Here is a 13,212-nt window from a genome sequence, read left to right as displayed (position 1 = left end):
TAGCGGAACCTCAGGCGCCGTCTCGCTGCGGGATCTCCTCCTTAAGTAGCGCCCTACTCGGCGTCGGAGCTGTCCTCGCGAGACGACGCCTGAGAACCCGCCGATGGTCGGTTTGCGCAGGTGGCGGAAGCGGCTGACGCCGCTTGAAAGTAGCCAACACCCAGAGCCGAACCTAGGTTCAAAGGCAGGCGCTGAAAAAGGCGCCGGACCGACTCGCGGTCCGGCGCCCTTTCGCGTTGGTCGCCTCAGCGCTGCGGCAGCTCCGGCAGCGCGTCGGTGGCGTGGCCCGCCGCCGAGCCGAGTTCGCCCGCGAGCGGCAGTTCGCCGGAGGCACCGCGCACGGTCCGCTGCGCGGTCGAGGCCGCGTCGCCGATCGGGGTCTGCTCGGCGACGTCCTGCGCGCCGGAGACCACCTCGGGCGCCTTCGGCAACCCGCCCGCGACGCCGTTGACGACCTGCTCGGGAGCCGAGGTCAGCTCGTCGGCGTGCGTCATGCCGGTGGCCGCCTTCGCGCCGGGCAGCACTTCGGAAGCCTTCGGCAGCCCCACCGCGGGCTCGTCCGAGACGAGCGGGTTGTTCCGCACCACCGGTTGCAGGGCCTTCTCCGGGCGGGCCATCGGCCCGACCGTGTAGCCGTGCACGACGTCGGCCGAGACGGCGGTGTCCGCTGTGGACACACCCTCGTGGGTCTTGCCGCGCGGGCCGATCTCGCCGCGCAGGAAGCTGCCTTCGGGATCGTGCTGCTCGACCAGGCCGGTGTGCTCGGGCTGCACGTCCAAGCCGACGTTCGGCCGGGTCTTGGTCATCCCCAGCAGGCGGTCCTTCTCCAGCCCGACGTGCTGGGCGACTCCGGCGAGCTTGGCGTTCGGCGGCTGCCCGTCGCGGAGTTCACCGGCCGCGCCGTGCGTCGTGCGCACGATGTCGGTGCCGACCTGCTTGACCACGTTCGGCGCGCTCGCGTGCAGGTCCGCGTCCACGCACGGGGCCTTGGTGCTGTTGAACTCGGGCGCCTCCTGGGCGCGGCAGGCGTCGACCGGCGCGCGGAAGCCGATCTCGTCCGGGACCGAGGACAGGTCCGGCTCGGTCAGGTCGGGTGCCGTGGCCGCTCCGGCGGTACCGGCCCCGGCCGCGGCGAATCCCGCGGCCACGACGGCGGCTTGCCAGGTGCGCGTGGTCCAGGGGCGCAAGATCAGTTCTCCTCGATGTCGCTAATGGGGAGGTGATCCCCGGCCCGGCATCGGGGTGCGGTGCCGGGACGGGGACCTGGTGTCGTCCGGCGGCGGCCCGGGCGGGCTGCGGCGGCCCGGACGCATCGGCGGACGATCAACGCGCACCACATCGGCGGCCTCGCGGAAGATCTTGACCCCGTGAGCGGGTACGCCCCTCGATCGAGTGAGTTCGGAATTCTGCCCTGGCGGCGATCGCTTCGCGGAGTTACGAGATCACGCGGGTGGCACCAGGCTGGGGCTGATCAGGGCCATGAGGTGCTGGGTCGCCCGCTCGGCGGTGATCTCGGTGCTGCGCTCCCGCCACAGCGCGAGCCGCTCGCAGGCGCCGATGATCGACTCCGCGAACGCTTCGAGGCGCTCCGGGTCCAGATCCGGGCGGGACGCCTCCAGCAGCCGCGCGGTCAGCCCGGTCTGCTGCGCGCGGGTCTCCTCCACCGCCGAGTCGACCGAGGCGCTCGGGATCGCGGCCTCGCTGCGCAGCAGTGCCCACGCCTGCGCGTGATCGTCGCTGAACCGGAAGAAGGCCAGCAGGCAGTCGTGCAGCAGCGTCTCGTTGTCCGCGGCGTTGGCGGCGGCGACCGTGGTGGCGTCGAGCAGTTCGCGGCGCGCACGCTCGACGCACGCGATGAGCAGGCCTTCTTTGGAGCCGAAGTATTCGTAGAGCATCGGTTTGGACAGCCCGACGCGCTGCGCGATGTCGTCCATGGACGAGGCTTGGTAGCCGCTGCCCGCGAAGACCTCTTCGGCCACGGCGAGGATCTGCTGCTCGCGTTCGGCACGGGGGAGGCGCTTGCGGGGGCCGTTGGTCGTGGAGGTCGCATGCTGCGCGTTCACGACGCAAACCCTACCGGTCGCCGAGCTGACCCTACCGTTGGTAACTTACTCATAGTAGGCTGCCTTCCGGGCAGGCCGGACGCCGAACAGGGAGGACCGCCAATGGCACCCACGCCAGAGCCACAACGGGCACCGCGGCACGACACGTCGGTGATCATCGTCGGTACCGGCTTCTCCGGGCTCGGCACCGCGATCAAGCTCAAGGAAGCCGGCATCGAGGACTTCGTGGTGCTGGAGAAGGACCACGACCTCGGGGGCACCTGGCGGGACAACACCTACCCGGGCTGCGCCTGCGACGTCCCCTCGCTGATGTACTCCTTCTCGTTCGAGCAGAACCCGGAGTGGTCCCGGCTGTTCGCCGAGCAGCAGGAGATCTCCGAATACCTGCAGCGCTGCGCGGACAAGTACGGCATCCGCGAGCACATCCACTACGGCGTCGAATTCACCGGCAGCGAGTACGACGAATCGACCCGCAGCTGGCACGTGGCCACCGCCGACGGGACCGAATACGTCGGCAAGGCGCTGGTCATGGGCGTCGGCGCGCTGCACATCCCCAGCTACCCCGAACTCGACGGCATCGAGCGCTTCCAGGGCGAGGTGTTCCACTCCGCGCAGTGGAACCACGACTACGACCTGCGGGACAAGCGGGTCGCCGTGGTCGGCACCGGCGCCAGCGCCATCCAGTTCGTGCCGCGCGTCGCCGAGCAAGCGGGCAAGTTGCACCTGTTCCAGCGCACGCCGCCGTGGATCCAGCCGAAGCCGGATCAGGAGATCCCGCACAGCGTGCGCAAGTGGTTCCGCCGCGTCCCGGGGCTGCAGCGGGCAGCCCGCACCGCGGTGTACTGGGTGCTGGAGTTCCGCTCGGTCGCGGTGCTGCGCAGCAAGTGGCTCGGCAAGGTCTCCGAGCACCTGGCCAAGCGCTACATCCGGCGCGCGGTGAAGGACCCGGCGACCCGCGAAGCGGTCACGCCGAAGTACGCCATGGGCTGCAAACGCATCCTGCTCTCCAGCGACTACTACCCGGCGCTGAACCGGTCCAACGTGGACCTGCGCACCGACGGGGTCGCGGAGGTGCGGGAGAACTCCGTGGTCTCCGGGGACGGTCAGGAGCACCCGGTGGACGCGATCATCTTCGGCACCGGGTTCCACGTCACCGACGCGTTCGACCACCTCGACGTGGCCGGGCGCAACGGCTACAAGCTCCGGGACGCCTGGAAGGACGGGATGCAGGCGCACCTGGGCATCACGGTCTCCGGTTTCCCGAACATGTTCTTCCTGCTCGGGCCGAACACCGGGCTGGGGCACAACTCCGTCGTGTTCATGATCGAGTCGCAGATCAACTACGTGCTCAGCTGCCTGCGGCCGATCCTGCGCGGCGACGTCGACCAGGTCGACGTGCGCCAGTCGGTGCAGGACGAGTTCAACGACCGGATCCAGCACCAGCTCTCGGACGCGGTCTGGTCCGCCGGCGGGTGCCAGAGCTGGTACCTGGACGTCAACGGCGTGAACCGCACGGTGTGGCCCGGTTTCACCTGGAACTACTGGCTGCGCACCCGCAAGGCCGACCCGGCGGACTTCGAGATCACCGCGGGTGCGGGGCGGCGTTGAAGCTTCGCACGGCAGTTCGATATACTGTGCGGGTTCGTTGCCGCCACCCCCGGTGAGGACAGCGCGGTCCGGGTCTCAGCTGTTCGGGCCGCAGCTCTCCGACTCGGGGGCACCCTGAGCTGGGGGCTGTCATGTCCAAGGCCCGCGCGTTGTCCACCGACGAGATCCGCGGACTCCGGGAAGAGCTGTCCGGTGGCGGCACGCCGACGGTGTGGTTCACCGCTTCGGCGGTCGGCGTCCCGGAGGGGCGGTCCGGCAAGGTGATCGCGCTCGACGAGCCCGCCGAGGGCGATTTCATCCAGGTCCGCCCGGCCGGGTCGAAGGACGTGCTCTCGTTCTCGGCGGCCGAGGTCACGCTGGTCAAGCCGCCGCGCAAGCGCAAGGAGCCGGAGCAGGCGGGGGCGAAGGCGACGAGCCCGGCCAGCACCGGTTCGGCCGGTGTCGCCGCCGCGTCCGGTGGCGGTCCCGCGTCCGGCGGCGGGGCTGCCGGTTCGGGCAAGGCCGGGGAGAGCGCGACCGGTGCCGGGAGCAAGCCGACGACGCAGCACGATGGCTCCGCCAAGGCGGGCAACGCCCCGAAGACGGCCGCGAAAGCGCCGGCGTCCGCGAACTCGCAGGCCGCGGACCAGAAGGCCGCCGGCAGTGCCGCGCGGCGCAAGCCGAAGTCGCCGGCGGGCGCCACCGTGGTGCTCACCGCGGACGAGGCCGGGCAGTGGAACGTCGAGGTCAGCACCGGCAAGAAGCGGGTGCTGCGGCCCACGCCGGTGACCGCCTCCGCCGTCGCACAGGCGGCCAAGTCGCTGCACTCCGATGTCGCAGCCGCGGTGGAGCCGCTGCTGGAGGCCGCCCGCGATCAGCAGCGGGACCGGGTCGAACAGCTGCAGCGGGAGCTGGCCGAGGCGCAGCGCAAGCTGGACGAACTCGCCGATTGATCCCGGCGGGCGGGCGCGCCTGCGGATCGGGGCCCCGCTGCGCACATCGCTGCCGGGAAGCTCTCTAGAATCGGAATCGTGAAGCGCAAGCTGCTGACCCCGCGTTGGATGGCGCTGCACGCCCTGTTCGTCGTCGCCACGATCGCGACGGGTTTCCTGGCGGTGTGGCAGTGGGACCGCGCGCACGACGCCGGCGGCAGCTTCCAGAACCTGGGCTATGCCTTGCAGTGGCCGCTGTTCGGCGTGTTCACGGTGTGCCTGTGGGTGTGGCTGATCCGGATGGAATCGCGCGCCGGCCCGGACGCCGAAGCCGCGAAGGCGGATCTCCCGGACGAGTCCGGCACGGCGGCCGCTACGCCGGGCACGCGACGCCGCCCGCTGGTGCCGCCGCCCGCGTCCTCGGTCGACGAGGACGAGGACCCGGAACTGGCGGCCTACAACCGCTACCTCGCCGAACTGGACGAAGCCGACCGGCGGGACCGCTGAGCGCCGCGCTCAGTTGAACGTGATGTCCCCGCGGATCTCGTTGGTCTGCACCAGGTTGCGCACGTCGCCGGAGTTCTGGTTCACCACGTGACCCGAGGCGGTCATCTCCTTGTGCACCTCGCCGCCCGCTTCGCGCAGCTGCTCGCGGAAGTCCGGATCGTCCCCGGCGACCCGGTCGAGCCGTTCGGCCAGCGCGGTGATCTGCGGGCGCTGCGCACCGGGCGCCTCGGCGGCCTCCAGCGCGGCCAGCGTCTCGGTGTCCTCGCTGCGCCTGCGCAGCAGTCCGCGCACCTTTTCCAACGCGCTCTTCGCCGCGGCCCCGAGTGCGACGGCGGCCTGACCGCCGAGGGCGGTCGCCAGGGAATCAAAGAACGGGTCCATCGGCTCCTCCGCTTCGGCTCGAAGTGACCAAGTGTAGTCGATCGAGCACGTGGTCCGGCGCATTCCGGCGTATCGGCCTGCGAGTACGTTTTTCCCCGCGGTGCCGGGGAGAACGCCGCCGCGCTGATCGGCCGCGGCGGCCGATGTGATATCAACGAAAGGACCGGCGAGGCACCCGGGAAGAGCCGATCTCGGTCGGGCTGCCGGACCGCCGGGGGCCGCCTGGTCCGAGCATCGGGCCTGCGCTCCCGGTGCAGATCGAGCCTTCGCGACGTGTGGTGATTGGGGCTGGAGTGCGCAGCGGCGTGCTGTTGAAGATGTTCGGGCTGTGCGTCCTGGCCGGTGTGCTGGTGGCGTTCCTGATGATGCCGATGGCCTCCGGCGCGGGCGCCGTGGTCAACCAGACCACCGACGCGATGGCGAGCATGTCCAGTTCGCTGGCCAAGCGCGACATGCCGCAGGTCTCGACGGTGACCGACCGGGACGGCAAGCCGATCGCGCACTTCTTCAAGGACTACCGCGTCGAGACCAAGCCGGAAGAGGTTCCGGAGAACATGAAGTCCGCGATCACTTCGGTCGAGGACAAGCGGTTCTGGAACCACGGCGGCGTGGACTGGCAGGGCACCATGCGCGCGATGGCCAGCAACGCGGGCGGCGGTTCCACCCAGGGCGCCTCCACGATCACCCAGCAGTACGTGAAGAACTACCTGGTGCACGTGGTCGCCAAGAACGAGGTCGACGCCGAGCGGGCCAAGGAGACCACCATCGCCCGCAAGCTGCGCGAGGCGAAGATGGCCGTCGAGCTCGAGCGGACCATGACCAAGGAGGAGATCCTCACCGGTTATCTGAACGTGGTCCCGTTCGGCAACCAGACCTTCGGCATCGGCGCCGCGGCGCGGACCTACTTCAACACCACGCCGGACAAGCTGACCGTGTCGCAGTCCGCGCTGCTGGCCGCCATCGTGAACCAGCCCGGCTCGCTGAACCCGGAGACCAATCCGCAGGACGCGATCCAGCGCCGCAACACGGTGATCGACCTGATGACCGATCCGCACAACCGGTACGTGCTCACCAAGGAGGACGCCGAGAAGGCCAAGGCGGAGCCGCTGGGCGTGGCCTCGCCGCTGGGCCGGCCGCCGAACGGCTGCGTCGGCCTCGGTGACGGCACCACCGACGGGTTCTTCTGCGAATACCTGCGGGACTACCTGGAGAAGTCCGGCATCGACGACGACAAGCTGGAAACCGGCGGCTACACGGTGCGCACCACGCTGGACCGCCGTGCCAGCGACGCTGCCAAGCAGGCCGCCGAGAAGCAGGTGCCGACGCAGACCGAAGGCATCGCCAACGCGATGGCCGCCGTCCAGCCCGGTGACAAGCACCAGGTCCGTGCGCTGGTGGCGAACCGGGACTTCGGCAACAACCCGAGCGCGGGCCAAACCGCCTACGACATCGTCAGCCGGGTGCAGCCCTTCGGCGCGGGCTCGATCTACAAGGTGTTCACCGCCGCTGCGGCGATCAACCAGGGCAGAAGCATCTTCGACACGATCGACGTGCCACCCAGCTACACCTCGCAGGTGTTCAAGAACGGCACCGCGCCGTACACGGTGAGCAACGCCGAGGGGGTGCAGCCGGGGCCGCGGACGTTGCAGATGGCGCTGGCGACCTCGCCGAACACCGCCTTCGTCAAGCTCGAGGAGCAGGTCGGGCTGAACAACGCCGTGGACATGGCCTCGAAGCTCGGGCTGCGGCAGGGCATGAACGGGGTGAACAGCAGCGGCAGCACGCTCGACGAGGACGGTTCCAACGGCCCGTCGCAGGCCGAGGCGGTCAAGCGCAACAACCGCGGCGCGTTCACCCTCGGCTACACGCCGACCAGCGTGCTGGAGCTGTCCAACGTCGCGGCGACGATCATGAGCGGTGGCAAGTGGTGCCCGCCGACGCCGGTCGAAGAGGTCACCGACCGCAACGGCAACCCGGTGCCGCTGAAGGAAGCGCCGTGCGAGCAGGTGATCTCGCCGCAGGTCGCGGGTCAGCTGGCGCAGGGCATGAGCCTGGACGACAAGGTCGGTACCTCGAAGCAGGCCGCGCAGGCCGCGGGCTGGAACCGGCCGCTGATGGGCAAGACCGGGACCACGCAGGAGCACAAGTCGGCCGCGTTCCTGGGTGCCACGCCGCAGATGGCCGGTGCGGTGCTGACCTACGCCGACGGTTCCAGGCCGCGCGGGATCTGCGACAGCGGCGGCGACGCACCGCCGTTCCTGTGCGGTGAGGGCAACATCTACGGCGGCAAGGTCCCGGCGCGGACCTGGTACGACGCGATGATGCAGGTCCACGCGCCGCTACCGGTCGTGCCGCTGCCGGGAGGCTGACCGGCCGGCGATCCGTCACGAAGCACCCCGCTGCGGAGAGTTCCGCGGCGGGGTGCTTTTGCGTGCGTCGGAATCGCTCACCGGCTGCCGCCGACCGAGGCGGAAACGTCGTGCTGCGAACGTTCCCCGCGCGGAGCGGTCCTGCGCGCTCGCCGACCGCCCCGGAAAGCCTTGGCACCGGCCGACATTCAGGGAGATGGTCGGGGTAGGCGCCAGCGCCCGGATCACCTCAGCGGCGGCTGAGGCGCCGGACGCCGCGCGAAATGCCCGCGCTCTGCTGCGGCAGCTCGACCGGCAGTTTCCGCAGCAGCGCCAGCACCAGGATCGCGAGCGCGAGCACTATCCAACCGGACCAGCCGAGCAGTCCGGTCGTGACGCTGTCGACCGGGCTCCCCGCCGCGCTGAACAGCAAGCCGAGCCCGGCCGCGGAGTTGAGGAAGCCGTGCGCGATCGCGGCGGGCCACACGCTGCGCGACGCCAGCCGCAGCCAGCCCAGCAACGCGCTGGTCAGCACGCCGTAGCAGCCCATCATGATGAACGCGACGACGATCGGAGCGCTCGGGTAGTTGTAGCCGAGCACCAGCAGCGGCCCGTGCCACAGCGCCCACAACACGCCGGTGATCAGGAAAGCCGCTGGCTGGCCGAGCGGCAGCAGCGCCCGCGTCAGGTAGCCGCGCCAGCCGAGTTCCGCGCCGAACGCCGGGATCACGTTCAACCACCCCAGCAAGAACACCTGCAGCAGCTGGTCCAGCGCCAGCTGTCCCGGCGTGATCCCCTCGGCAGGCCCGTAGGTCTCGGCGAGCCCGGAGAACCCGAACCAGTCCGCCCGGTACACGCCGAGCATCCAGCCGACCACCAGCGCCAGCAGTGCCAGCACCGCGGGCCCGAACCAGGCGATCAACGCGTATCCCCACCAGCGCCGGAATCCGCCTTCGCTGGTGATTCCCAGCTCCCTGGCGATCGAATCGCGCGGACTGATCCACTTTTGCACGACGATCCCGGCCAGCGCGGGCGCGGACATCATCCCGAGGATGATCACCGGTGCCCAGCCGGAGGTGAGTCCGGTTCCGGTCAGGAACAGCGGGATCGTCAGCGGCCAGGCCACCAGGTAGCTCAGCCCGACGAAGCTCACCGTCCCGCGGACGTCGACGTGATCGTGTTCAGCGCTCACTCCTACATCTTGCCAAGGCGAGGCGGTCGAGCCGCTGTGACGTGCGAGGCGGTCGAGCCGCGGCGACACGCGAGGCGGCCGAGCCGCTGGACATGCGAGGCGGTCGAGCCGCGGCGACATGCAAGCATGGGCGGATGACCAGCTTGCTCCCCTCCACGCAACGCGCCCTGTTCCGGCGATTGGCCGTCGAGCAACGGCAGAACCGCATCCCGTCGCTGGTGGCCGGTCTCGTGCGGGACGGCGAAGTGCTCTGGTTCGGCGGCAGAGGCGCGGTCGAGGGCGCCGAGCCCACAGCGGACACCCAGTACCGCATCGGCTCGATCACCAAGACCTTCGTGGGCGTGCTGGTGCTGCGGCTGCGCGACGAGGGCAAGTTGCGCCTGACCGACACGCTCGACGAGCACCTGCCGGGCACCGCGGTCGGTGATCGCAGCATCGCGCGGCTGCTCACGCACACCACCGGCATGAGCGCGGAACCGCAAGGCCCGTGGTGGGAACGCACTCCCGGCGGTTCGCCGCAGGACCTGCTCGCCTCGATCGACGAGTCCGCGCTGCGTCCGCCGCCGCAGCACGGTTTCCACTACTCCAACACCGGCTTCGGCGTGCTCGGCGAGCTGGTCTCGCGGCTGCGCGGCAGGTCCTGGTTCGCGGCGGCGGAACAGGAGATCCTGCGTCCGCTCGGGATGGACCGGACCTCGTTCGGCCCGCAGGCGCCGCACGCCAAGGGTTTCGCGGTGCACCCGTGGGCGGACGTGCTGCTGCCGGAACCCGCCGAGGACCACGGCGCGATGTCCCCGGCAGGCCAGCTCTGGTCCACTGTGGACGACATGTTGCGCTGGGCGCGGTTCGTGGACGGGGACACCGGCGAGGTGCTGCACCCGGACACGGTGGCCGAGATGCGCGCACCCGGTGCCGTGGACGACGGGGACGTGTGGCGTGCGGGCTACGGGCTCGGTCTGCAGCTCGTGCGGGACAACGGGCGGCGGCTGGCCGGGCACACCGGTTCCATGCCGGGATTCCTCGCCACCGTGATGACCGATCCGGCGCAGTCGACCGGCGCGGTGTTCATGGCCAACAGCACTTCCGGCGTCTCCGGCGGGCTGATCACCGACTTGCTGAACATCCTGGACGAGCACGAACCGCGCATCCCGCAACCGTGGGCACCGAGCGCGGTGAGCCCGGAACTGCTGGAACTCACCGGCCAGTGGTATTGGGGTCCGACGCCGCACGTGCTGCGCGTGCTGCCGGAGGGGCTGCTCGACCTCGTCCCGTGGCAGGGGCGCGGGCGCGCGTCCCGCTTCCGCCCCAACTCGGACGGAACGTGGACCGGGATGGACGGCTACTACTCCGGTGAGCTGCTGCGCATCGGACGCGATGCCGACGGCGTTCCGAGCCACCTGGACCTGAACACGTTCATCTTCACCCGCACTCCTTACGACCCGGCCGCACCCGTTCCCGGCGGCGTGCAGGAGTGGCGTTCCGGCGAATGAGTCCCACCTGCGGCCGATCCGCGCCACCTCCTGATCAGGTTAGCCTGGCCTTCACTCGTGGAGGTGTGCATGGATCAGCCCAGGACCGTGACCGCGCCGGAGGAGCTTCGCGCCGAGTTGCCCGCGGACGCCGCTACGACCGCACGAGTCGGCCGATGGCGCGGGCGGATCGAGGACGTGCTCGCCGGGCGGGACGACCGGGTGCTCGCCGTGGTCGGCCCGTGCTCGGTGCACGACCTCACCGCCACCCGGCGGTACGCGGCTCGGTTGCGGGATCTGGCGGACGAGCTCAGCGGTGAACTGCTCGTGGTGCTGCGCAGCTTCTTCGAGAAACCGCGCAGCACGGTCGGTTGGACCGGCTTGTTCACCGACCCGGCGCTGGACGGCGGTTCGGACGTGGAGCGCGGGATGCGGTCGGCGCGCCGCCTGCTGCTGGACGTCGCCGAGCTGGGACTGCCTGCCGCGACCGAGTGGGTCAGCCCGTTCGCCCCCGCCTACCTGGCCGACCTGGTCGGCTACGGCACGATCGGCGCCCGCACCGTGGAAAGCCAGCCGCACCGGCAGCTCGCCGCGGCGCTGCCGATGCCGGTCGGCATGAAGAACGGCACCACGGGCTCGTTGCGGGCGGCCGTCGACGCGGTGGTCGCCGCTCGGCACCCGCACGGATTTCTCGGCATCGGCCCGCGCGGCAGCGTGGCCTGGACCAGCGCCACCGGGAATCCCGGCGCACACGTGGTGCTGCGCGGCGGCGTGAGCGGGCCGAACTACGACGCGATCTCGGTGCACCGCCTGCTGCGGCGGTTGCGGACGGCCGGATTGCCGGAGGCCGTGGTGATCGATGCGAGCCACGGCAACAGCGGCAAGGACCACGCTCGGCAGCCGGGCGTGGTCGGCGACATCGGTGCTCAGCTCGCGTCCGGGAACCGGGCGATCCGCGGCGTGATGGTGGAGAGCTTCCTGGTTCCGGGCAGGCAGGACGTCCTGCCCGGCCGCGCGCTCACCGAGGGGCAGAGCATCACCGACTCCTGCTTGGGCTGGGACGACACCGCGGAACTCCTGCGGCGGCTGGCCGCGGCCGTGCGGGCGCGGCGGCGGACCGGCGACCTCGTCGACTGGCTCGCGCTCGCCTGAACCGTGGAGGCGCAGCGGGCCGTGCGGCAGGGGAGCCGTTGCTCAGCCGGTGCGGTCTGCCCAGCGGCGCATCGCGTAGCTGACCAACGTGATCAGCATCTTCTTGGCCGACTCCCGGCTGCGCGCGTCGCAGCGGATCACCGGAACGTCCTCGTCGAGAGCGGCCGCCTCGCGCACCGCCGCGACCTCGTGGTGCAGCACGTCGTCGAAGCCGTTCAGCCCGACCACGTACGGCAGGTCGCGCGATTCCAGGAAGTCGATCGCCGGGAACGAATCCGCCAGCCGCCGGGTGTCGGCGAGCACGATCGCGCCGATCGAGCCGCTGACCAGGTCGTCCCACATGAAGTAGAACCGGTTCTGGCCGGGGGTGCCGAACAGGTGCAGCTGCAGGTCGTCGTCCAGGCTCACCCGGCCGAAGTCCATGGCGACCGTGGTGGTTCGCTTCGCCGGGGTGTAGCCGACGTCGTCGATGAGCTTGCCGGACTCGCTCAGCTCGGCTTCGGTGTTGACCGCCCGGATGTCCGACACCGCGCGCACGAAGGTCGTCTTGCCGACGCCGAAGCCCCCGGCGATCAGGATCTTGACCGCGGTGGTGCCGCCGGAGTCCACCGGAACGCGGTGCGCGACCGGCGCGTCCGCGGCGGCCTCGAATCGGGAGTTCCCGAGCTGGGTGCCCTCGAGCTGGGGGCCGTCGACCTGCGTCATGCGCGCGGACCGGGGATCGGCTCGGCGTGTTCGGCGCGCAGCTGCGGGGTGAGCCGTTGCCCTGCGCGTTCGACCAGCATCGTCATCTCGTAGGCGACCAGTCCCATGTCGCAGCGCGGCGAGGCCAGCGCGGTCAGGCATGAGCCGTCGCCGATGCCCATCTGGATCAGCATCCCGTGCTCCATCTCCACGATGGTCTCGGTGACCTCGCCTGCCGCGAAGCACCTGGCGGCGCCCTGGGTGAGGCTCAGCAGCCCGGACGACACGGCGGCGAGCTGGTCGGCGCGGTCGTCCGGCAGCCGTTGCGACGCGGTCAGCAGCAGTCCGTCCGCGGAGACCACGACAGCGTGCGCGACGCCGGGTACGCGCTCGACGAAATCGCTGACCAGCCAATCGAATTGGGCAGAGCCGGATCGGTGATCGTTCATTGGACCGTCCTCATCTTCGCCCGTTTGCACAGACCGCAGCGCCTGCCGACCGCAACGGCCGAGCGGGCTTCGGGGGCGCGGTCGCGTCGGGGCGTTCGCCGCCGGATGGAGGTTTCCGGCTGGTCGGCGCTGCGGTTCGCGGTTCGAGGGTTCGCGGTTCGAGTTCGTTCGGGGTTCGGCAAATACGTGCTGCGGAGATCCTTGGCGCCGGAAACTTTATCGCACCGGTCGAACTCGTCCGGATCTTCGCGCGGACCCGGCTGACCTGCTCGTTCGTCCGGATCTCGGAAGATGTCGGTCGTTCGGCGGGGCATTTCCGGCCGAGGTGGGCACCGATAGTGCTGGGATTCCGGCCGATTTCGCGGCCGCTGCGTCACCCGTTCGTGTAAACGATTATGCAGCGTGATCGACCGCGGTGGTTCCCGGCGTTCTCCGCAGCGATCCGCCG

Annotated in this window: 12 protein-coding genes; 6 read left to right on the top strand and 6 right to left on the bottom strand. The window is 70.4% G+C overall.

The features are described from left to right. Positions 1 to 245: 245 nt before the first annotated feature. Together V1457_RS02465 and V1457_RS02460 are read right to left on the bottom strand one after the other, a co-directional pair. Complete coding sequence (locus V1457_RS02465; protein ID WP_200073178.1) at positions 246 to 1,187, bottom strand: hypothetical protein; 942 nt, start codon at positions 1,185 to 1,187, stop codon at positions 246 to 248. Between the two features lie 255 nt (positions 1,188 to 1,442). After that, positions 1,443 to 2,063 carry a TetR/AcrR family transcriptional regulator gene (locus V1457_RS02460; protein ID WP_200073177.1) on the bottom strand — a complete coding sequence of 207 codons (621 nt, stop codon included), beginning with the start codon at positions 2,061 to 2,063 and terminating at the stop codon, positions 1,443 to 1,445. A gap of 102 nt (positions 2,064 to 2,165) precedes the next feature. On the opposite strand from V1457_RS02460, the gene V1457_RS02455 reads away from it, so the two are divergent. The 3 genes from V1457_RS02455 (at position 2,166) to V1457_RS02445 (ending at position 5,089) form a co-directional block, all read left to right on the top strand. Further along, positions 2,166 to 3,671 (top strand): NAD(P)/FAD-dependent oxidoreductase, encoded by a 1,506-nt coding sequence (locus V1457_RS02455; protein ID WP_200073176.1) that lies wholly within the window; start codon positions 2,166 to 2,168, stop codon positions 3,669 to 3,671. A gap of 131 nt (positions 3,672 to 3,802) precedes the next feature. Beyond that, positions 3,803 to 4,603: a DUF6319 family protein gene (locus tag V1457_RS02450; protein WP_338599741.1), complete on the top strand. Its 801-nt coding sequence runs from the start codon at positions 3,803 to 3,805 to the stop codon at positions 4,601 to 4,603. 78 nt (positions 4,604 to 4,681) lie between these two features. Further along, positions 4,682 to 5,089 (top strand): hypothetical protein, encoded by a 408-nt coding sequence (locus V1457_RS02445; protein WP_338599738.1) that lies wholly within the window; start codon positions 4,682 to 4,684, stop codon positions 5,087 to 5,089. Positions 5,090 to 5,098: 9 nt separating this feature from the next. Here the strand turns inward: V1457_RS02445 and V1457_RS02440 are convergent, their stop codons facing one another. Next, positions 5,099 to 5,470, bottom strand: a complete 372-nt coding sequence (locus tag V1457_RS02440; RefSeq protein WP_200073173.1) for a hypothetical protein — start codon at positions 5,468 to 5,470, stop codon at positions 5,099 to 5,101. A gap of 317 nt (positions 5,471 to 5,787) precedes the next feature. Here V1457_RS02440 and V1457_RS02435 point away from each other — a divergent pair, with 317 nt between their 5' ends. After that, the gene (locus V1457_RS02435; protein ID WP_295146303.1) at positions 5,788 to 7,839 is read left to right on the top strand and encodes a transglycosylase domain-containing protein; all 2,052 of its coding nucleotides are present in this window, start codon (positions 5,788 to 5,790) and stop codon (positions 7,837 to 7,839) included. Positions 7,840 to 8,068: 229 nt separating this feature from the next. Here the strand turns inward: V1457_RS02435 and V1457_RS02430 are convergent, their stop codons facing one another. Next, positions 8,069 to 9,010 carry a CPBP family intramembrane glutamic endopeptidase gene (locus tag V1457_RS02430; protein ID WP_307850309.1) on the bottom strand — a complete coding sequence of 314 codons (942 nt, stop codon included), beginning with the start codon at positions 9,008 to 9,010 and terminating at the stop codon, positions 8,069 to 8,071. 134 nt (positions 9,011 to 9,144) lie between these two features. Between V1457_RS02430 and V1457_RS02425 the strand changes: the two genes are divergently transcribed. Next, a complete protein-coding gene (locus V1457_RS02425) occupies positions 9,145 to 10,500 on the top strand; it encodes a serine hydrolase domain-containing protein (RefSeq protein ID WP_338599731.1) in 1,356 nt (451 codons plus the stop codon). Between the two features lie 69 nt (positions 10,501 to 10,569). Beyond that, on the top strand, positions 10,570 to 11,631 hold the full coding sequence (locus V1457_RS02420; RefSeq protein ID WP_338599728.1) for a 3-deoxy-7-phosphoheptulonate synthase: 1,062 nt from the start codon (positions 10,570 to 10,572) through the stop codon (positions 11,629 to 11,631). Between the two features lie 42 nt (positions 11,632 to 11,673). On the opposite strand, the gene V1457_RS02415 is transcribed toward V1457_RS02420, so the two are convergent. After that, a complete protein-coding gene (locus tag V1457_RS02415; protein ID WP_200073169.1) occupies positions 11,674 to 12,336 on the bottom strand; it encodes an ATP/GTP-binding protein in 663 nt (220 codons plus the stop codon). Beyond that, entirely contained in the window at positions 12,333 to 12,764 is a 432-nt protein-coding gene (locus tag V1457_RS02410; protein WP_200073168.1) for a roadblock/LC7 domain-containing protein, read from the bottom strand. The genes V1457_RS02415 and V1457_RS02410 overlap by 4 nt, the downstream gene beginning before the upstream one ends. Between the last annotated feature and the right edge of the window lie 448 nt (positions 12,765 to 13,212).

Origin of the sequence: Saccharopolyspora sp. SCSIO 74807 (assembly GCF_037023755.1) — a bacterium.
GTDB classification, from domain to species: Bacteria; Actinomycetota; Actinomycetes; order Mycobacteriales; family Pseudonocardiaceae; genus Saccharopolyspora_C; species Saccharopolyspora_C galaxeae.
This window is presented reverse-complemented; position numbering and strand designations above follow the sequence as displayed.

Excerpts from the sequence above, each read along its gene's own strand:
- V1457_RS02415 (WP_200073169.1), bottom strand. The coding sequence starts at position 12,336 with ATGACGCAGGTCGACGGCCCCCAGCTCGAGGGCACCCAGCTCGGGAAC.
- V1457_RS02420 (WP_338599728.1), top strand. The coding sequence starts at position 10,570 with ATGGATCAGCCCAGGACCGTGACCGCGCCGGAGGAGCTTCGCGCCGAG.
- V1457_RS02450 (WP_338599741.1), top strand. The coding sequence starts at position 3,803 with ATGTCCAAGGCCCGCGCGTTGTCCACCGACGAGATCCGCGGACTCCGG.
- V1457_RS02440 (WP_200073173.1), bottom strand. The coding sequence starts at position 5,470 with ATGGACCCGTTCTTTGATTCCCTGGCGACCGCCCTCGGCGGTCAGGCC.
- V1457_RS02425 (WP_338599731.1), top strand. The coding sequence starts at position 9,145 with ATGACCAGCTTGCTCCCCTCCACGCAACGCGCCCTGTTCCGGCGATTG.
- V1457_RS02435 (WP_295146303.1), top strand. The coding sequence starts at position 5,788 with ATGTTCGGGCTGTGCGTCCTGGCCGGTGTGCTGGTGGCGTTCCTGATG.
- V1457_RS02455 (WP_200073176.1), top strand. The coding sequence starts at position 2,166 with ATGGCACCCACGCCAGAGCCACAACGGGCACCGCGGCACGACACGTCG.
- V1457_RS02410 (WP_200073168.1), bottom strand. The coding sequence starts at position 12,764 with ATGAACGATCACCGATCCGGCTCTGCCCAATTCGATTGGCTGGTCAGC.